This window comes from Streptomyces sp. 4F14 (assembly GCF_048159485.1).
Taxonomy (GTDB): domain Bacteria; phylum Actinomycetota; class Actinomycetes; order Streptomycetales; family Streptomycetaceae; genus Streptomyces.
Genome location: NZ_JBLRVY010000008.1, coordinates 341,555 through 359,576, shown reverse-complemented (window position 1 = coordinate 359,576; position 18,022 = coordinate 341,555). Strand labels below are relative to the sequence as shown.

At 73.4% G+C, this 18,022-nt stretch carries 16 protein-coding genes; 5 read left to right on the top strand and 11 right to left on the bottom strand.

Going from position 1 to position 18,022, the window contains the following annotated elements; all coding sequences use genetic code 11:
• Nucleotides 1-13: 13 nt before the first annotated feature.
• Nucleotides 14-802, bottom strand: coding sequence for an aminotransferase class IV family protein (locus ACLZOT_RS16965; protein ID WP_416969744.1), 789 nt, complete (start codon nucleotides 800-802; stop codon nucleotides 14-16).
• 59 nt (nucleotides 803-861) lie between these two features.
• Nucleotides 862-1,338 carry an ATP-binding protein gene (locus tag ACLZOT_RS16960; RefSeq protein WP_416969743.1) on the bottom strand — a complete coding sequence of 159 codons (477 nt, stop codon included), beginning with the start codon at nucleotides 1,336-1,338 and terminating at the stop codon, nucleotides 862-864.
• A gap of 457 nt (nucleotides 1,339-1,795) precedes the next feature.
• Here ACLZOT_RS16960 and ACLZOT_RS16955 point away from each other — a divergent pair, with 457 nt between their 5' ends.
• A complete protein-coding gene (locus tag ACLZOT_RS16955) occupies nucleotides 1,796-2,911 on the top strand; it encodes a PLP-dependent cysteine synthase family protein (RefSeq protein WP_416969742.1) in 1,116 nt (371 codons plus the stop codon).
• A 22-nt stretch (nucleotides 2,912-2,933) separates the two neighbouring features.
• On the opposite strand, the gene ACLZOT_RS16950 is transcribed toward ACLZOT_RS16955, so the two are convergent.
• The 3 genes from ACLZOT_RS16950 to ACLZOT_RS16940 form a co-directional block, all read right to left on the bottom strand.
• Entirely contained in the window at nucleotides 2,934-3,389 is a 456-nt protein-coding gene (locus tag ACLZOT_RS16950; protein WP_416969741.1) for a GNAT family N-acetyltransferase, read from the bottom strand.
• A 207-nt stretch (nucleotides 3,390-3,596) separates the two neighbouring features.
• Nucleotides 3,597-4,010, bottom strand: a complete 414-nt coding sequence (locus ACLZOT_RS16945) for an SRPBCC family protein (RefSeq protein WP_416969816.1) — start codon at nucleotides 4,008-4,010, stop codon at nucleotides 3,597-3,599.
• A 132-nt stretch (nucleotides 4,011-4,142) separates the two neighbouring features.
• A complete protein-coding gene (locus ACLZOT_RS16940; protein WP_416969740.1) occupies nucleotides 4,143-4,970 on the bottom strand; it encodes a DeoR/GlpR family DNA-binding transcription regulator in 828 nt (275 codons plus the stop codon).
• Between the two features lie 257 nt (nucleotides 4,971-5,227).
• Between ACLZOT_RS16940 and ACLZOT_RS16935 the strand changes: the two genes are divergently transcribed.
• On the top strand, nucleotides 5,228-7,528 hold the full coding sequence (locus tag ACLZOT_RS16935; protein WP_416969739.1) for a hypothetical protein: 2,301 nt from the start codon (nucleotides 5,228-5,230) through the stop codon (nucleotides 7,526-7,528).
• Between the two features lie 29 nt (nucleotides 7,529-7,557).
• Here the strand turns inward: ACLZOT_RS16935 and ACLZOT_RS16930 are convergent, their stop codons facing one another.
• The 5 genes from ACLZOT_RS16930 to ACLZOT_RS16910 form a co-directional block, all read right to left on the bottom strand.
• Entirely contained in the window at nucleotides 7,558-9,027 is a 1,470-nt protein-coding gene (locus tag ACLZOT_RS16930) for an alpha/beta hydrolase (RefSeq protein WP_416969815.1), read from the bottom strand.
• 83 nt (nucleotides 9,028-9,110) lie between these two features.
• Nucleotides 9,111-11,570, bottom strand: coding sequence for a right-handed parallel beta-helix repeat-containing protein (locus tag ACLZOT_RS16925; protein ID WP_416969814.1), 2,460 nt, complete (start codon nucleotides 11,568-11,570; stop codon nucleotides 9,111-9,113).
• 120 nt (nucleotides 11,571-11,690) lie between these two features.
• Complete coding sequence (locus ACLZOT_RS16920) at nucleotides 11,691-12,296, bottom strand: hypothetical protein (RefSeq protein ID WP_416969738.1); 606 nt, start codon at nucleotides 12,294-12,296, stop codon at nucleotides 11,691-11,693.
• 201 nt (nucleotides 12,297-12,497) lie between these two features.
• Nucleotides 12,498-13,322 carry an MOSC domain-containing protein gene (locus tag ACLZOT_RS16915; RefSeq protein WP_416969737.1) on the bottom strand — a complete coding sequence of 275 codons (825 nt, stop codon included), beginning with the start codon at nucleotides 13,320-13,322 and terminating at the stop codon, nucleotides 12,498-12,500.
• 39 nt (nucleotides 13,323-13,361) lie between these two features.
• The gene (locus ACLZOT_RS16910) at nucleotides 13,362-13,895 is read right to left on the bottom strand and encodes a DUF6643 family protein (RefSeq protein ID WP_416969736.1); all 534 of its coding nucleotides are present in this window, start codon (nucleotides 13,893-13,895) and stop codon (nucleotides 13,362-13,364) included.
• Nucleotides 13,896-14,116: 221 nt separating this feature from the next.
• On the opposite strand from ACLZOT_RS16910, the gene ACLZOT_RS16905 reads away from it, so the two are divergent.
• Nucleotides 14,117-15,265: a TerD family protein gene (locus ACLZOT_RS16905; RefSeq protein WP_416969735.1), complete on the top strand. Its 1,149-nt coding sequence runs from the start codon at nucleotides 14,117-14,119 to the stop codon at nucleotides 15,263-15,265.
• Between the two features lie 78 nt (nucleotides 15,266-15,343).
• Here the strand turns inward: ACLZOT_RS16905 and ACLZOT_RS16900 are convergent, their stop codons facing one another.
• Nucleotides 15,344-16,546 (bottom strand): glycosyltransferase, encoded by a 1,203-nt coding sequence (locus ACLZOT_RS16900; RefSeq protein WP_416969734.1) that lies wholly within the window; start codon nucleotides 16,544-16,546, stop codon nucleotides 15,344-15,346.
• Between the two features lie 57 nt (nucleotides 16,547-16,603).
• On the opposite strand from ACLZOT_RS16900, the gene ACLZOT_RS16895 reads away from it, so the two are divergent.
• Together ACLZOT_RS16895 and ACLZOT_RS16890 are read left to right on the top strand one after the other, a co-directional pair.
• Entirely contained in the window at nucleotides 16,604-17,389 is a 786-nt protein-coding gene (locus tag ACLZOT_RS16895; protein ID WP_416969733.1) for a glutamate racemase, read from the top strand.
• Nucleotides 17,390-17,463: 74 nt separating this feature from the next.
• Nucleotides 17,464-18,018 (top strand): hypothetical protein, encoded by a 555-nt coding sequence (locus tag ACLZOT_RS16890; RefSeq protein ID WP_416969732.1) that lies wholly within the window; start codon nucleotides 17,464-17,466, stop codon nucleotides 18,016-18,018.
• The last annotated feature ends 4 nt before the right edge of the window (nucleotides 18,019-18,022 follow it).

Sequence of the window (18,022 nt, the reverse complement as noted above, 5' to 3'; positions counted from 1 at the left end):
CACGCGGCCCGGCCTACACGGGCTGCCAGGGGTTCGTCCCGTAGCACTCCAGGAGCAGCTTCGCGGCGTCCGGGTCCACGGCGAGGCGCACCCCGTCGACGCTCGCGACCGGCAGCGCCGGGTCGATCGAGTTCGTGAGGAAGGCCGACAGCGCCGGGGTGAGGTCGGCGAGCCGCAACGCGCGCCGCTCCGACGGGACGCCCTTGGCCTCCAGGCCCCGCTGGAGCAACCGCATGGTGATGCCCGGCAGTACGGCGGCCTCGGGCCACACGACGCGCTCACCGTCGTAGAAGCAGACGTTCCAGACCGACGCCTCGGAGATCCGGCCCCGCCGGTCGGTGAACAGCGCGTCGTCGTACCCGGCGAGAGCCGCAAGACGCCGCTGGCGGGTGAGGCCGAACGTCGCGGCGTGCTTGACGTGCGGCAGGTCGCGTTCGTACGTCACCGAGCGCAGCCGCACCGGCTCGGACCCCGCCTCGGCGGGAGCGCCGACCGTCACCGCGATCCGGGGCTCCACGGCCTCCCCGCGCGCCACCGCGTCCAGCGCGCGGGCGAAGACGGTCACCCGGGCCGACACGTCCTGCGGGCCCCCGGCGAGGGCGTGGCGCAGGCAGGCCCGTACGCGCTCGGCGTCCAGGCCGGTGCCGAACAGTTCACGGGTGCTCGTGTCGAGCCGTACGAGGTGCAGGTCCAGGCCCCGGACCGCGCCGCCGCGCACCTGCATCGAGGTGAAGTGCGCGTAACTGGCGCGCGCGAGCAGCTTCAGGTCCTCGTCGTCCGCCTCGGCGCCGTCGACTTCCACGCGTTCGATGACAACCTCCTCCGTCGCCCGGCCACCTTAAGGGCACGGAGAAGCGGGGGTCAGACGCGGGCCGCCCACCGGTGCTCGGCCGTGGGCGCGAGTTCGACCACCGGGCCGTCCCGGTCCGTCGCCGACAGCGTGAACCAGACGACCTTGCCGTCCGCCCCCTCCGACCGCGCGCCCCAGCTCTCGCTGACCGCCGCCACCATCGCGAGCCCCCGGCCGCAGGTGGCCAGTGCGTCGATGTCGTGGAGGTCGTCCGCGGCCGGCACGACGGGCAGCCGGGGGTCGCGGTCCCGCACCGAGACGGTCAACCGCCCGAGCAGCAGCTCCATCTCCACCACGCAGGTCTTGTCCGGCCGCGCGTGCCGGTGGACGTTGGCCAGCAGCTCCGTCACACCGAGCGCGGCCCGGTCTATGAGGGGGTCCAACTGCCAGTAGCGCAGGTGCGCGGTGACGATTCTGCGGACCTGGCCGATCCGCGGCGGCAGGGCTTGCAGCTCTACCGTGCAGTGCCTGTTCGGGTTGCTGATCACGGCTGCGACTCCCCGACATGAGGTCCGGAGGAACACGGAGTTCGGATCGTTCCGGCAGCGCGTCCCGCACAGCGGCCGGCTGCTTTCGAGGCCGGCGGGCTGGTTCGCAGCGTCATCGCCGGTAAACCCAGAGTGAGGTGAGTTCAGGGTGGCCCAGGGGGCGCGTGGGCGCAACTTCGGGGATCCGTCACCGCCTCGCGGTACCGCAGCACAGGTCAGCCCCCCTGTGGGTGGTCCTCTTCGTCCGCCCCCGGTGCCGTGCAGTCTGCCGCCGGGGGCGGTGCGGCACCAGAGGCCGGCGGGGGTCGGCGGCCCTCGTCCGGAGCACTCGCGCGAATGCGCCCCCTGAGGGTTCCTTTGGGGCGCTCAAAGGTGTGTTTATGCAGGTGGGAAGCGTGTGACGGGTGTCTATGATCGAAGGTCCGGCCGCCTGAGCGAGCGTATGAGGAGCCCCCCCGTGACCACCCCCCAGCAGACCGCGACCCTGGACGCCGACCGCAGCGACGACGCGTACCGCGCCTGGCTGAAGGACGCCGTGCGCAAGGTGCAGGCGGACGCCAACAGATCGGCCGACACCCACCTGCTGAAGTTCCCGCTCCCCGAGTCCTGGGGCATCGACCTCTACCTGAAGGACGAGTCGACGCACCCCACGGGCAGCCTCAAGCACCGCCTGGCCCGCTCGCTCTTCCTGTACGGCCTGTGCAACGGCTGGGTCCGCCCCGGGCGCCCGGTCATCGAGGCGTCCAGTGGCTCGACGGCCGTGTCGGAGGCGTACTTCGCGAAGCTGATCGGCGTGCCCTTCGTCGCCGTCATGCCGCGCACCACCAGCGCGGAGAAGTGCCGGCTGATCGAGTTCCACGGCGGCCGATGTCACTTCGTCGACGACCCCCGCACGATGTACGAGGAGTCCGCCCGGCTCGCCGCCGAGACCGGCGGGCACTACATGGACCAGTTCACGTACGCCGAGCGCGCCACCGACTGGCGCGGCAACAACAACATCGCCGAATCCGTCTTCCGCCAACTGGAGCTGGAGCGCTTCCCGGAGCCCGCGTGGATCGTCGCGACGGCCGGCACGGGCGGCACCTCGGCGACCATCGCCCGGTACGTGCACTACATGCAGTACGACACCCGGATCTGTGTCGCCGACCCCGACAACTCCTGTTTCTACGAGGGCTGGACGACCGGCGACCCCGATGTCACCTGCGACTGCGGCTCCCGGATCGAGGGCATCGGGCGTCCGCGCATGGAACCGAGCTTCGTGCCCGGCGCGATCGACCGGATGATGAAGGTCCCGGACGCCGCGAGCGTCGCCGCCGTACGCGCCCTGGAGACGGCCATCGGCCGCAAGGCCGGCGGCTCCACGGGGACCGGGCTGTGGAGCGCCCTGAAGATCGTCGCCGAGATGGTCGCCGAGGGGCGGCAGGGGAGTGTCGTGACCCTGCTGTGCGACCCCGGTGACCGGTACCTCGACAAGTACTACTCCGACGCCTGGCTCGACCAGCAGGGGCTGGACATCACGCCGTACAGCGAGGCGATCGAGACGCTGCTCGCGACCGGGAAGTGGCAGGGCTGAACTGCCTTTTGCCGGACGCCCTTCAGCCGAGCGGCAGCGTGTACCGCACCTTGTCCTTGCCACGGGCGCCCAGCCGGTCGTAGAACCTCATCGCGTCGGTGTTCCACGCGGGCGTCTGCCACTGCACCTCCGTGAGCCCCAGCGCCCGCGCCTCGGCGACCACCGCGTCCATCAGCAGCGGGCCGAGCCCGAGCCCCCGGTGGCTCTCGCGCAGGAAGAGGCAGTCCATGTGGAGGTACTCGGTCCCGTCCCAGGTGGACAACTCCGGTGCGCAGGAGGCGTATCCGGCGAGCTCGCCGCCGTCCGTCTCGGCGACGAGGCAGCGCAGCCGCGCGGGGGAGTCCCCGAACAGCAGGCCCTCCAGCCGCCGGGCCAGGTCGGCTGGAGGGGCGGCGGCCTTCTCGTAGACGGCGTGCTCGGCGACGAGCCGGACGACCTCGGGCAGATCGGCGGGGCGGGCGTGGCGGACGAGGGTCATCGGACGCCGCCTCCGGTCGTACGGGCGCTCAGGGGGTGTGCGGCGTTGTCGGCCGGGGCCGGGGCCGGGGCCAGGGCCGGAGGCAGGGGCGCGGGCATGTCGAGGGCGGTCATATGATCATGATGCCCGGATGCCCGGATGCCCGGATGCCCGGATGCCCGGATGCCCGGATGCCCGGTCGGCCTGCTCGCCGCCGCCGATGCCCCCTCAGCCCGCCAACCGCCGGTCCAGCGCCCGCACCGCGTCCCGGAACGCCCACCCCATCCCCGGCCGGGCCGCCTTGAGGGCCAGCCGCAGCACAAGCGGACCGTCGGCGGCGAACGTCCACCGCACCCGCGTCCCGCCGCCCGCCGGGATCAGCCGCCACTCCTCCACCAGCGCCCGCAGCCCGGGCGCGTTGACGGTGTCCACCCGGTACGCGTACACCTCGGGCCCCTTCGCCGCGAGGATCGTCTCGCGGAACCGGGTGCCGCCCACGAGCCGGATCTCGCGCTCCCCGCCGTCCCCGAGCGGGCGGGCGAGCCGTACCTGACGGAACCAGTCGGCCCAGCCGGGGACGTCGTCGGCGAGGGCGTGGAACACCGCGTCCGGGGCCGCGCGCACCTCCTGCGCGAACACCATCCGGACGGGCGCGGTCTCGACGAACTCAAGCCCCACCAGGGCCAGATGACGTTGCACCGGGCGCCTCCCTCCTGAACCAGCGGGGCGCTCACCCTAGTTGACGGTCCGTCGGAAACCCAGTCTGACGACCCGTCACATGTCCACGGCCTGCACGGCCTCGCCCGCCACCACGACCCGCAGATGCTCGGCCATCTCCGCCCGGGCCGCCGACGGCAGCCCCGCGTCCGTCACCAGCGAGTCGACCTGGTCGAGCGTCGCGAACGAACTCAGGCCCACCACACCCCACTTGGTGTGGTCGGCGACCACGACGACCCGCCGCGCCGAGTGCACGAGACGCCGATTGGTCTCCGCCTCCGCGAGGTTGGGCGTCGACAGGCCCGCCTCGACGGATATGCCGTGCACGCCGAGGAACAGCACGTCGAAGTGGAGCGCGCCGATCGCCTGGTCGGCGACGGGGCCCACGAGGGAGTCGGAGGGGGTGCGCACCCCGCCGGTCAGTACGACGGTCGCGGCGCCCTGACGCGGCCCGGAGACGCGCTGCGCGGCGTGGAAGACGTCCGCGACCCGCACCGAGTTCGTGACGACGGTCAGGTCAGGCACGTCCACCAGACGGTGCGCGAGCGCGTACGTCGTCGTACCGCCGGAGAGGGCGATCGCGCTGCCGGGGGCGACGAGGGTCGCCGCGGCCACCGCGATGTCCTCCTTCGCGGTGAGTTCGAGGCCCGACTTGGCCTCGAAGCCCGGCTCGTGGGTGCTGGCCTCGACGATGGGGACGGCGCCGCCGTGCACCTTCTCCACGACGCCCTGCTTGGCGAGTGCGTCGAGGTCGCGGCGGATCGTCATGTCCGACACACCGAGCCTGCGCGTGAGTTCGTTGACCCGGACGCCGCCGCGGCGGCGCACCTCGTCGAGGATGAGAGCGCGGCGCTGCTCCGCGAGGAGGTTCTGATTCTCGCTCACGTACGCTCCGGTCCTTCCCGCGTCGAACCCCGCCCGGTCGGGTCGGGACGATCCATCCTCGCACGTCGCAGGCGCTGTCGCGGCCCGCTTCGGGAGGCCCGGTGGACGACAAGCGCTTGCCCCCGCGTACCGTCTCGTCACGGTTGCCTCACGGAACGGGGAGATTCCGTGACAACGGGTGTGTTCATGGGCCGAGACGGCCATCCTGGCTGGGCACGGAAAGATGCCGACGGCGCGTCACGGGGGAAGTGCGAACAGTGGAACGTCTCATCGTGGGCGGGGTTCCGAGCCCTGCCGCACCACCTGAGGAGAGCGGGACCGCCCAGCCGGTGGCCGCCCTCGAACTCCTCGTCCACGGCGTGGGCGGGGCCACACCGGAGAAGATGCTCGACGACCCGCGCACGGTCCGGGTCACGGGCGACGACACGGCGGCCGTCTACCGCCGCGCCGACGACGCCGAGGCGGAGACCCGTACGGATCCGCCGCAGGACCGGCCGATCCCGGAGGCGTACGTCTGGTCCAACCTGACCTCCGGCAACGGCACCCGCGCGCTGTGGCTGCTGCTCCTGCCGTTCATGGTCGTCAACCTCGCCCACTGGATGCGCCCGGCCGCCCGCGCGGGCACGCGCACGGTACGCGCCTACGGCCTGCTGGTACGGCTCGCCGCGCTCTCCCTGACCGTCCTGCTGGTCGCCGCCGCCTGCGAGGTCGCCCTCGACCTCACCGCGTGGCAGTGCGCGGGCACGCGCGCGTGCGCGGAGCACCACTCCTGGCTCGGCTTCCTGGAACCCGGCGGCTGGTGGGGCCAGCCCGGCCGCCGCCTCGCGCTCGCCGCCCTCGTCCCCACGGCCCTGGTCGCCCTGCTGTGGTACCTCTCGCACCGCACCTGGCGTGCCTACGAGTCGCAGGAGCCGCTGCCCCGCACGGACGGCCCCGACGAGGTGACCACCCTCAGCCGCCCCGGCTTCTGGTACGGCCGCCGCCTGGTCTCCCGGCTGCGCGCCGCACACACCGCCGCGGGCCTCCTGACGGTCGCGGCGACCGTCGGTACCGCTGCTGCCCGCCGGGACCACGAACGCGGCGCACCGGCCCTCCTGGACGCCCTGGGACACCTCCTGGAGGCCACCCTGATCGTCGGCGCGGTCAGCGTCGTCTGGGTGGTCTGCGGCCGCGGCCGCACCGAGAACCGCCTCGACCACAAGATCGACCGCCACCTCGTACGCCGCCTGCCGCTCGGCTCGCTCGCCGTGCTGGCGTACGCCCTCGTGTACGCGGCCTGGTCGCGGCCCGGCTGGGTCTCGACGGGCCGTCTGCCGGGCGACCTCACCTTCGGCGGCATCGCCGTCGCCCAGGGCGTGGTCGCCGTCGCCCTCGCGGTCGTCGCCCGCAGGCTGTACCGCGCCGACCCCGAGCACCGCTCAGCCCTGCGCGGCCTCGGCGGCCCCGCCGTCGTCATGCTGGCCTGCGCGCTCGGCGGCGTCATGTCCGGCGGCGTCGCCCAGCGCGTCGCCGACTGGCTGGACGGCACCGGCGGCGTCCTGCCCGGCCCGCCCGTCCTGCTGACCTGGCAGGCGTCCGTCATCCCGGCCGTCCTCCTCGTCGTCCTCGCCCACTGCGCGCTCCTCGGGCAGCGCGCCATGAGCAGGGCGAAGGCCCAGGAACCCGCCGTCGAGAAGGAGTACGGCGTCGAGGACGGCGACCCCGCGCGCACGCGCACGATCTCCCGCGCGCGGGCGATGGCCGCCCTCACCGACCGGGCGCCCCTGCTCATCGGCGTCACCTCCGGGGCGACGCTCCTGCTCGGCGCGGCGGCCGTCGTCGGCGCGCTGGCCAGCGGGAAGACCCCGGTGGGGGCCGCCGTCGGGACGTACCCGTTCGTCGAAGGGGCCGCGCGCACCGGGCAGGCGCTCGGGTCGTGGCTCATCGGGTTCGCGTTCCTGACGTTCGTCACCTGGGGGCGGCGCGCGTACAAGGACCCGCACGCCCGGCGCACGATAGGGATCCTCTGGGACGTCGGCACGTTCTGGCCGCGCGCCGCGCACCCCTTCGCGCCCCCCTGCTACGCCGAGCGCGCCGTCCCCGACCTGACCTGGCGCATGACCACCTGGACCCGCGCCACCGGCGGCCGGCTCGTCATCTCCGGCCACTCCCAGGGCAGCGTCCTGGCCGCCGCCGCGGCCTGGCAGCTGGAGCCCGCCGACCGGGCGCGCGTCGCCCTGCTCACCTACGGCTCGCCGATCGAGCGCCTCTACGGCCGCTGGTTCCCCGCCCACTTCGGCCCGGACTCCCTCAAGGCCCTGCACGGGGACGTCGACTGCTGGCGCAACCTGTACCGCCTCACCGACCCGATAGGCGGCCCGGTGCGCCTCCCGGACGTCGACTGCGGCCCCTTCGCGGACCCCTTGGAGTACGGGCGCACGACCCTGCACCCGCTGCCCGCACCCCTCCTGGGCCACTCCGACTACCAGGCGGACCCGGGGTTCGCGCGGGAGCGCAAGCACCTGCTGGCCCGGCTCGGACTGGGCGGACGGGCGCCGCGCCCTACGGTGGAAGCCTGACCGGCGGGCTCTTCGACCGGCCTTTCGGGTCACTCGCAGACGACGTCCCGCGCGGGCCGCTCGCCGGTCACCAGGAACCGGGTCACGAGCCGGTCCGCGCAGGCGTTCTTGCCCAGGTACACGCCGTGCCCGCCGCCCTCGACGGTGACCATCCGGGCCCGGTCGCCGAGCGCCGAGCGCAGGTTCAGCGCGCCCGCGTACGGGGTGGCCGGGTCGCGGCGGAACTGCACCATCAGGACGTTGGACGGGCCGTCGCCGGTGATCCGGACCGGCTTCTCGGCCGGCGCGTCCTTCCAGAACGAGCACGCGGTGATGTTCGCGGGCATCCCGGCGGTCAGCGGATACCGGGCACGGTTCTCGGCGACCGAACGCTCGTACGCGGCAACGGAGTTCGGCCAGCTCACGTCGTTGCAGATCACCGCCATGGTGACCGCCGCGTCCTCGTCGGACAGCGGGCCCGCGATGTCCGGGGTGAGGACGGGGGTGGCCGCCGGGTCCATCACCTGCTTCATCAGCACGGCGAACTGCGGGAACGCCGCGTCGTTGTAGAGGACGGTCTGCATCGCCTGCCGCAGCCGGTTCCCGGTCAGCGGCATCCCGGGCGTGGTCGTGGCGCGCGGCGCACGGTCCAGCTCGGCGGCGTACGACAGGAACAACTCCCGCACCTGGTCCGGCCGTTCGGCCAGCCGCAGGTTCCCCCGCGCCGGGTCGGCGGCCCACGCCGCGAGGTCCGGGAAGCGGGCCTCGGCACCGACCGCCATGTTCGCCAGCCAACCCCGGGCGACCGCACGGGGGTTGGGGTCGTCGTTGCTGTCCAGCACCCAACGGTCCGTGCGCGCCGGGAACTTCTGCGCGTAGACGGCTCCCACGTACGTCCCGTACGACGACCCGTACGCCGACAGCTTCTCCTCGCCCAGCGCCTCCCGGAGCCGGTCGATGTCGCGGGCCTCGTTGAGGGTGCTGAGGCTGCGCAGCAGGGGCCCGCCGTTGTCGGCGCAGGATCGGGCGAAACGCCGGGCCCGCTCGACGTTCTCCCCGATGGTGCCGTCCGCCGCCGGCCAGGGCCTCAGGGTCACCAACTGCCGGTTCTCGGCTTCCAGTTCACAGCTCGCCCGCGAACTGGCGCCCACTCCGCGGGGATCGAGACTCACGAGGTCGTAGGTGTTGCCCAGCTCCCGCCGCAGCGCCTCGCCCTGCTGGGAGAGCTTGGCGATGCCGGAGCCGCCCGGACCGCCGGGGATCACCAGCAGGGTGCCGCGCCGGGCCCTGGGGTCGGCGCTCGCCAACCGGGAGACGGCGACGGTGACTTGAGGGCCGCCGGGGTCGTCGTACGAGAGCGGGACGGGCAGGTCGGCGCACTCCTGGCCGGGGATCCCGCAGGGCCGCCAGTCGAGGGCGGGGGAGGGGCGGGCCGAGACCGGGGTGGCGGACAGGGTCAGGGCCGTGGCGGTGGCCGTGAGGGTCAGGGCGAGTGCGCGGGAGATCGTCATGCCGATCATGCTGTCCGGGCGCCGGACGCGCCGCCATCCGGCGGACAGCATGATCGGGGTGGGGCTAACCCCCGTACGAACTCGCCTGCGGTTTACGGCAGTTCGGGCAGGTCCACCGCGTACAGCAGGGTCAGTTCGTCCGTGCTGGGCTCCAGGACCTGCGCGATCCGGCTCGCGTGGCGCTCCACCATCGCCTCGAACGTCTGGCGCGCGGTACGGCCGTTGCCGAACGCGGGGCCCTTGGGGATCGCGGCGAAGTACTTGAGGAGCGCCTCGGGGGCGCCGCCCGCGAGCCGGTACTCGTGCTCGTCGGTCTGCTGCTCCACGATCCTCAGCAGCTCCTCCGGGCCGTAGTCGCCGAAGGTGATGGTCCGTGAGAAACGGGACGCCACACCGGGGTTGACGGCGAGGAAGCGCTCCATCTCGGCGGTGTACCCGGCGACGATCACCACGACCGCGTCGCGGTGGTCCTCCATCAGCTTCACCAGCGTGTCGATGGCCTCCTTGCCGAAGTCACGCCCCGCGTCCTCCGGCGAGAGCGCGTACGCCTCGTCGATGAACAGGACGCCGCCCCGCGCCCGTTCGAACGCCTCCTGCGTGCGGATCGCCGTCGACCCGATGTGCTCGCCGACCAGGTCGACCCGGGACACCTCGACCAGGTGCCCCTTCTCCAGGACGTCCAGCGCGGCGAGGATCTCCCCGTACAGGCGCGCGACCGTCGTCTTGCCGGTACCGGGGGAGCCCGTGAACACCAAGTGCCGTTTCACGGACGCCGCCTTGAGGCCCGCGCGCTGCCGGCGCCGCCCGACCTCGATCATGTCGATCAGGGCGCGCACCTCGCGCTTGACGCTGTCCAGGCCCACCAGCGAGTCGAGTTCGGACAGGACGTCCTTCGGCGCCTTGATCTCCATCGTCCGCTCGGACACCGACGGCTCCACCGCGGCGACCGGCCGCTGATCCGGCACCGCGCTCAACAGCCCCGGGGTGTGGGTGGCGGTCTGCACGGCCGTCTCGCGCGGCGCGAACGCCGAAGCGGGCGCGGCGGTCGCGGGGTTGCGCACCCCGCCGCTCTCGTCGCTCGTGCAGTCCTCGACCAGCGGCCCCGAACCGGGCGCCGAGTCGGGTGCCTCCGCGAACTCGTAACCCCCGCGCGCGCACCGCTCCGTACGGCACTTGCGCAGGGTCGTGCGGCTGCCGTCTATCACGTGGAAGCCGTAGCCGCCGCTGCCGGTGACCTTGCAGCCGACGAAGGAGCCCCGGCCGCCCGCCGACACGTAGAACCCGGCCTCGGCGGGGGAGTCGACCGTGCACCGCTCGACCGTCGGGTCGGCGCCCTTCGTGACGATCACGCCGGTCTGGACCGAGTCCACCGTGCAGTTGTTGAGCGTGCCGCCGCTGCCGTGGTCGCGGAACCAGGCGCCCGTCGCGGCCTCGCGGATGCGGCAGTCGTCGAGCTGCGCGGTCGCTCCGTCGCTCACCGAGACGGCCGTGTTGCGGACCTGCGTGAGGTCGCTGTCGACGACGTCCGCGCGCGAACCCCGGTCGAGGACGAACAGGGCGTCCGGCACGTCGTGGACGCGGCAGGAGTCCAGGACGGCCGTCGCGCCGTCGCTCACCCACACCGCCGGGTAGTCGCCGGTGCTGTCGAAGATCTCGCACTGGTTGGCGTCCACCCGGGTGCCCGGGTCCCACACCGACAGGCCGTTGCGCCCGAACTGCCGCACCGAGGTGCGGGTCAGCGTCAGGACACTGCGCGAACGCAGGTCCACCGCGTTCTCCGGGATGTCGTGGATCCGGCAGTCCGCGAGGGTGAGCACCGCGTCCGTGTCGAGGGTGACACCGTCGGCGGTGGTGCGGTGGACGTCGCAGTCCGTGAAGTGCGCGGTGGCGCGCGCGGTGACCTGGACGCCGCTGCCGCGCACCTCGTAGATCTCGCAGCCCACCGCCTCCAGCGCCGAGTTGTCGCCCGTCACGCTGACGCCCGTACCGGAGGCGTGGTGCACGCGGGAGCGCTCCAGACGCGGGTGCGCGCCCCCGCGTACGGCGACCCCCGCCTGTCCGGCGGCGAGCACCTCGCACTCCTCGAAGACCCCGCCGCCCCCGTCGAGGACGGCGATCCCGATCCCCGCCGGGTTGTCGACCGTGCACCGGCGGACCGTCGGCCGGGCGCCGCCGCGCACCTCGATGCCGGCCGCCGAGCGCGTCGCGACCCGCACGTCCAGCAGCTCCGGCGTGCCCTCCTCGACCAGCAGCGCGGGCGACGTCGCGTCCTGGCCCTCGACGTGCAGGTCCTGGACGACGGCGGAGGCGCGCACCGTCAGCGGCACACCGTCCACGGGGGCGATCCGCACCGAGCCGGGGGCACCTTCGGGGCCGCGCAGGGTCACCGCGCGCTCCAGGACGAGGTTCTCCCGGTAGGTGCCGGGGGCGACGGTGAGGACGTCCCCGTCGGCCGCGGCCTCCAGGGCGGCGGCGAGCGACGCGTACTCACCCGTGCGGCGCCGCCACCTCGATGTGCCGGTGTGCGTCACCTGGACCGTGCCCTGTGCCATGACGATGCTGTGCCCCCACCTCGTGATACGCGGGTCGATGCCGAAGAAGGTCGGCTGGTCCACCGTAGCGTGCGCGCGGGTGGTGAGTTGACCACCGGCGAGGCGTGCGGCGCACCCGCCTCAACTGCCGGTGCCGGTACGGCCCCAGTCCGGGCCCGCGCGGTCCCATGCCTGGTCCCAGCGGGCGTAACGGCGCCGGACCATGCTCCACACGACGGCCCGGCGCGCGCCCTCGACCAGGCCCGCCGCGCACAGGGCGGCGCCCAGCCCGGCCAGCACCGCGTGGGTCTTCGCCGTCGCCACATCCAGCGGGCGGCTCATCGGGCGGCCCTCGCCGTCGGTCCACAGCGAGAACCGGTCGCCCGGGTGCGGGGTGTCCAGGGCGGCCGTCACCGGGCCGTGGTGCGAACTGCCGTCCGGGGCGGTCCAGTCGGCCTCCACGCGGCTGCGCGCCTCCCGGCTGGAGACGGCCTCCGGGTCCGTCACGAACGCGGAGCCCTTCAGCTCCTTCACGACCGTCGCCGTCGTCTCGAACCGGGTGCTCGCCTGATCGCGCACCGACCTCAGGAGGGCGTCCTCCACGAAAGAGCCGACGATCATGCCCGCCACCGGCGCGACGACCAGCACCAGCAGCAGGGCGCCCGCCGCCACCCACGCCTCGACCAGGTCCGTCGTACGGCGCACCGGGTTGTGCCGCCAGCGCCACAGTCCACGGATCGCTCGCACCGCCTCGCACCCCCTTCCCGCTCCGTCTTAACCCCCGAGCCCGCCGTTCATCCTCGATCCCGGTCGAAGAGAGAGCGAAATCACCTGCGCACGGGCTCTCCCGGGGACGGCCGGAGGTCTCTCATGAACTTCTCACGAAGCGTCAACGCCCGAGGTCGGGCCGGTGGTTCCCGGGACGAAGGAGGAAATTCCGGCGCGGGCTCAGTCCAGGATCCGCACCGGGTCGCCGACCCGGATCACGCCGCGGGTCAGGGGCACCAGGTTCTGGCCGAAGACCAGCCTGCCGTCGATGCGGCGGTGCCTGCCGAGGGTGTGCAGCGGCTCCCGGCCGCGTTCGGCGGTGGCCTGGTCGGTGGTGGTGACCACGCACCGGCCGCACTTCTTCGCGGCCCGGAAGGCGACCTCGCCGATCGTCAGGCGCGACCAGTCGTCCTCGGCCCACGGTTCGGTGCCGCCGATCACCACGTTCGGGCGGAAACGGTTCATCGGCAGCGGGCCCTCCGCCGCGTGCTCGCCCTGGGCGATCAGGGAGTTGAGGGCGTCCAGCGAGGCAGTCGTCGTGGCGAGCAGCGGATAGCCGTCCGCGAAGCCGACCGTCTCGCCCGGGAGCGCGTACACGGGGTCGACCGGGCGGCGGTTCGCCGGGTCGACCATGTGCACCAGGCGCACGTCCGCGCCGAGGAACGCGCTGCACCACGCGTGCGCGCGGGCGTCGGCGAGGACCCCCTCCACCTTGTCGCGGAAGATCTCCACGACGACCGTCTGCGCGGGCTCGGGCACCGCGACCTCCAGCGGCGCGAGTCCGGGCGCGGACAGCAGAACGCCGCCACCGGGCAACGGCTCGGCGGCGGCGAGCGCCAGACGCGGTCTCTGGCGCTGCGTGACGACCTTCCCCCCGTCGTCGACCAGCGCCCACCGCCGGTCCCCGGCCGGCCCCCAGGGCTCCACGACGACATCCCGGGGGCTCACCCCCCGGAACGCCTTCACCGGATGGACGTGGACCGACAGCAGTTCCGCATTCCCCATGGATCAATCCTGCCAGGCGGCAGGGGACGGACCCGGGGTCTAGTAGCCGCGGTACTGCTGCTGGTTGGCGTACGGGTCCTGCTGGTAGGGGGCCGGGTTCGGGCGCGGGGCCGCCGGGCGCATCGCCTCGTAGCCCGTACCGCCCGCCATCGGGTTCGCGCCCAAGGGAGCACCCATCGGGCCGCCCATCGTGCCCCCGCCCATCTGGCCCGGCTGGGGCTGCATCGGCGCCTGCGGGTACCCGCGCTGCATGCCGCCCTGCGGCGGGACGTACGCCGCCGGGGCCTGCTGGAGCGGAGCGGGCTGCTGGGCCTGCGGATAGCCGTAGGGCGCCTGCGAGGGGCCCGCCGGGAGGGCGGGGAGCGCCGACGGCAGCGCGGGCAGGTTGCCGCCCTGCATACCCTGCATGTTCGGCATACTCGGCACGCTCGGCACGTCGTAGGCGGCCGGGACCCGGATCGGGGCGATCTGCGGAGTCCCGCGCTCGGCCACGAGGGAGTCGTAGATCGGGGTGTCCGGGAAGGAGGCGGACGAGTAGTAGCCGCCACCATAGGTGGAGCGGGGGGAGGTCATGGCACCTAAGGTAAGCCCACGAAGAGCCGGTTGGGGAGACGGGTATGCGGGTTGTTTTCCGCGTCGGGAGTGGCTTTGGATCCCCAATACGAGCGAACGTGGGAAAAAGGGGCGACAATGCGGGTTGGAATTGTGTAAAGAGCAAGTTCCGGCAGGGTTTCCGGGGGCCGAACGACCGTGTTCCCGTCCCTGCGGCGGGAGTTGAAAGGGGGCGCGTGCCGATGTCGTCGCTGTCCAAGGGAGCGAACGTCCCGGTGCCCACGACGGCGCTCAGGATCGAGTGCGGACGCCGCTCGGGTCCCGGCGTCCCCGACGTCGACGCCTCCGCCCTGCTCCTCGTCGGCGGAAAGGTGCGCTCCGACGACGACTTCGTGTTCTACAACCAGCCCGCGCACGCGTCCGGGACCGTTCGCCACGAGGGCAAGCACACCTCCGGGGACCTCGTCACCGACACCCTGCTCGTCGACCTCGCGCGCGTGGAGCCCGACGTCGAGACCGTCCTGCTCGCCGCCTCCGCCGACGGCGGCCCCTTCGGACGCGTCCCCGGGCTGTACGTCGAGGTCCGCGACGCCGCGCGCGGGACGGTCGTCGCCCGCTTCGACCCCGCCGGCGCGAGCGTGGAGACCGCGTTCGTCCTCGGCGAGCTGTACCGCCGCCAGGGCGCCTGGAAGTTCCGCGCGGTCGGCCAGGGCTACGACAGCGGCCTGGAGGGCCTCGCGACCGACTACGGCATCACCGTCGACGAACCCCAGCACACCGCCCCTCCCGTACGGCTCACCAAAGTCACCCTCACCAAGTCCGCCCCGTCCGTCTCGCTCACCAAACAGGGCGGCACCTCGGGCGCCCTGCGCGTCAACCTCAACTGGCAGTCCCGCACCGGCTCCGCGCACACCGGCCTCGACCTCGACCTGTGCGCCCTGTACGAACTCGCCGACGGCCGCAAGGGCGTCGTCCAGGCCCTCGGCAACGCCTTCGGCGCGCTGGAGCGGCCCCCGTACATCCACCTCGACGGCGACGACCGCACCGGCGCCGTCGCGGCCGGCGAGAACCTCACCGTCAACCTCGACCACATCGCCGACCTGCGGCGCGTCCTGGTCTTCGTGACCATCTACGCGGGCGCGCGGTCCTTCGCCGACCTGCACGCGACGGTCACCCTGCGCCCGCAGCACGGTGCGCCGGTCGACTTCTCGCTCGACGAGTGCACGGTCGCGTCACCGGTGTGCGCGCTCGCGCTGATCACCAACACCGGGGGCGATCTCGTCGTCCGCAGGGAGGCCCGGTATCTGGTCCCGGAACGCGGGGTGAGTCCGCAGCGGACCGTCGACCGCGCTTATGGCTGGGGCATGAACTGGACGCCGGGCAGGAAGTGAACCCGGTCGGGAAGTGAAGCCGGACGGGAAGTGAAGGTGCGGCGGCGAATTAGCGTAGAAAGCCCTTTCCTTGAGTAATCAAGTTTCGTCGGGGACGGCTTCCTGAGCGGCTTCCGGGACCGCTTCCGGCCGCGCATAAGTCCGCCCCTTCCACGCCGCTCCCCGCCCCCGGTAGTGCTGCACCGCCGAGTCCACCGTCATCAACAGGTACAGCGACGCCGTGAACGGCAGCAGGAACGCCGCCCACAGGGGCTCACGGTAGTAGCGGACCATCGGAGCGTACGTCGCCGTCATCACCGCCCACGCCAGGCCGCCCGGCAGGGCCACCGGCACGCTCCCCGCCGCGAGGCCCGCGACCAGGGCCAGCGGCGGCACCAGATACACCAGCGCCAGCCCCAGGACGGTCCCGGCGAGCAGCAGAGGGCTGTGCCGCAACTGGGCGTAGGCACTGCGCGAGACCATGCGCCACAGGTCGTGCAGACGCGGGTACGGGCGCACGCTGTCGACGTGCTCGGCGAGCCCCAGCCAGATGTGCCCGCCGCTCCTCTTCACCGCCCGCGCGACGGCGACGTCGTCGATCACGGCCTGCCGCACGGCGTCCGGGATCCGCGCCCGCTCCGCCGCCTCCGTGCGCAGCAGGACACAGCCGCCCGCCGCCGCGGCCGTACGCGCACCCCTGCGGGCGATCCGGCGGAACGGGTAGAGCTGCGCGAAGAAGTACACGAAAGCGGGTACCACCAGCCGCTCCCACAGGCTCTCCACCCGCAGCCGCGCCATCTGGGACACCAGGTCGTAGTCCCCCGCGCGCGCGGACGCCACCAGGCGGCGCAGGCTGCCGCGCGCGTGCGCGATGTCGGCGTCCGTCAGAAGCAGGAACTCGGGCTCCCGCGCGCGGGCCAGCGCGACACCGTGCCGCACGGCCCACAGCTTGCCCGTCCAGCCGGCCGGCGGCTCGCCCGGCGAGGACACCGTCAGCGGGAGGCCGCCGCAGCGCTCGGCCAGTGCGCGCGCGAGGTCGCCGGTGCCGTCCGTGCTGCCGTCGTCGACCAGGAAGACCTCCGCCCGCCCCGGATAGTCCTGCGCCAGCAGCGAGGGCAGGCTCAGCGGCAGCACGGCGGCCTCGTCACGCGCGGGGACGACCACACACACGTCCGGCCAGTCGGCCAGGTCCTCGGGGGCGGGCGGCAGACGCACGTCCGTGCGCCAGAAGAAGCCCTGGAACAGCAGCAGCCACAGCCAGGAGACGAGGGACAGGGCGGCGATCCACACGAAGGCGCTCACCAGCGCAGTGTGCCCCACGGCCCGGGCTGTCAACGGGCCATCGTCTATCGTGGCCGGGTGAAGATCGCGCTCATGGACTCCGGAATCGGCCTGCTGGCGGCCACCGCGGCGGTACGGCGACTGCGGCCCGACGCCGATCTCGTCCTCTCCTTCGACCCCGAGGGGATGCCCTGGGGCCCGCGCACCCCCGAGGACGTCACCACGCGCGCGCTCGCCGTCGCCGAGGCCGCAGCCGCGCACGCGCCGGACGCGCTGATCGTCGGCTGCAACACCGCCACCGTGCACGCCCTGCCCGCCCTGCGCGCGCGCCTGGAGCCCGGCATCCCCGTCGTCGGCACCGTCCCCGCGATCAAGCCCGCCGCCGCCCTCGGCGGCCCCGTCGCCATCTGGGCCACCCCCGCCACCACCGGCAGCCCCTACCAGCGCGGCCTCATCCGCGACTTCGCGGGCGGCGTCGGCGTCGCCGAAGTGCCCTGCTGGGGACTGGCCGAAGCCGTCGAACACGCCGACGAACCCGCCATCGAGGCCGCGCTCACCGCCGCCGCCGCGCTCACCCCGGACGAGGTGACGACCGTCGTCCTGGGGTGCACCCATTACGAACTCCTCGCCGAACGCATCCGTACGGCCCTCCAGCGGCCCGGCCGCCCCCCGCTCGTCCTGCACGCCTCCGCCGACGCCGTCGCCGCCCAGGCGCTGCGCCGCATCGGCGCCCCGCCGGCCCCCGGCACCCCCGCCACCGGCGGCCTCACCGTGCTCCTCAACGGACGCGAGGGCGTCCTGCCGGACGCCGCCTTCGCCTACGCGGAAGGGCGCTCGCTGCCGGTCGCGACCGTCGCCTCCTGAGGTGTGACCCACCCGGACCAGTCACTCTTCGCGACGAGCTACCCGCGCGGCGAAACCTGGGTAACCTCGTAGGCATGAGGGACCACCCCCGAGACGAGCACGACGAGCAGACCCCGCACCCGGACGTGTGGACCGGACGGGCCACGAACCGGTTCCAGTGGCTGCCCGCGCTCGCGGGCGCCGCCTGCCTGGCGCTCGGCATCGAACTGGCCGTGGACTCCGCGTGGACGTCCGGGGTCGCGCCGCTCGCCATGTCCGTGGTCGGCTGCATCGCCGCCGGACTCCTCGTCCTCTTCGGCACCCTCGCCTTCCTCCACGTCGCCCTCAAGGTCGACCGCGACAGCCTCGAAGTGCGCTGCGGGCACATGGGCCTGCCGCGCCGCCGCATCCCCCTCGCGCAGGTCGCCGACGCCGACTTCGACCCCCACGTCACGCCGCGCCACTGGGGCGGCTGGGGCTACCGGTGGCGGCCCGAGAAGGGCACCGCCGTCGTCGTCCGCCGGGGCGAGGGCGTCGTGCTGCGGCTGTGGGACGGGCACACGTTCACCATCACCGTGGACGACGCGGAGGCCGCCGTACGCGTCATCAGGGACCGGCTGCGGCCGGCCGCGCCGGGGGCGGCGCACTGACGGA

What these genes read in the sequence shown, in the direction of transcription:
- ACLZOT_RS16950 (WP_416969741.1), bottom strand. Translation starts at nt 3,389, where the DNA reads ATGACCCTCGTCCGCCACGCCCGCCCCGCCGATCTGCCCGAGGTCGTC.
- ACLZOT_RS16945 (WP_416969816.1), bottom strand. Translation starts at nt 4,010, where the DNA reads ATGGTGTTCGCGCAGGAGGTGCGCGCGGCCCCGGACGCGGTGTTCCAC.
- ACLZOT_RS16930 (WP_416969815.1), bottom strand. Translation starts at nt 9,027, where the DNA reads ATGATCGGCATGACGATCTCCCGCGCACTCGCCCTGACCCTCACGGCC.
- ACLZOT_RS16925 (WP_416969814.1), bottom strand. Translation starts at nt 11,570, where the DNA reads ATGGCACAGGGCACGGTCCAGGTGACGCACACCGGCACATCGAGGTGG.
- ACLZOT_RS16915 (WP_416969737.1), bottom strand. Translation starts at nt 13,322, where the DNA reads ATGGGGAATGCGGAACTGCTGTCGGTCCACGTCCATCCGGTGAAGGCG.
- ACLZOT_RS16910 (WP_416969736.1), bottom strand. Translation starts at nt 13,895, where the DNA reads ATGACCTCCCCCCGCTCCACCTATGGTGGCGGCTACTACTCGTCCGCC.
- ACLZOT_RS16905 (WP_416969735.1), top strand. Translation starts at nt 14,117, where the DNA reads ATGTCGTCGCTGTCCAAGGGAGCGAACGTCCCGGTGCCCACGACGGCG.
- ACLZOT_RS16890 (WP_416969732.1), top strand. Translation starts at nt 17,464, where the DNA reads ATGAGGGACCACCCCCGAGACGAGCACGACGAGCAGACCCCGCACCCG.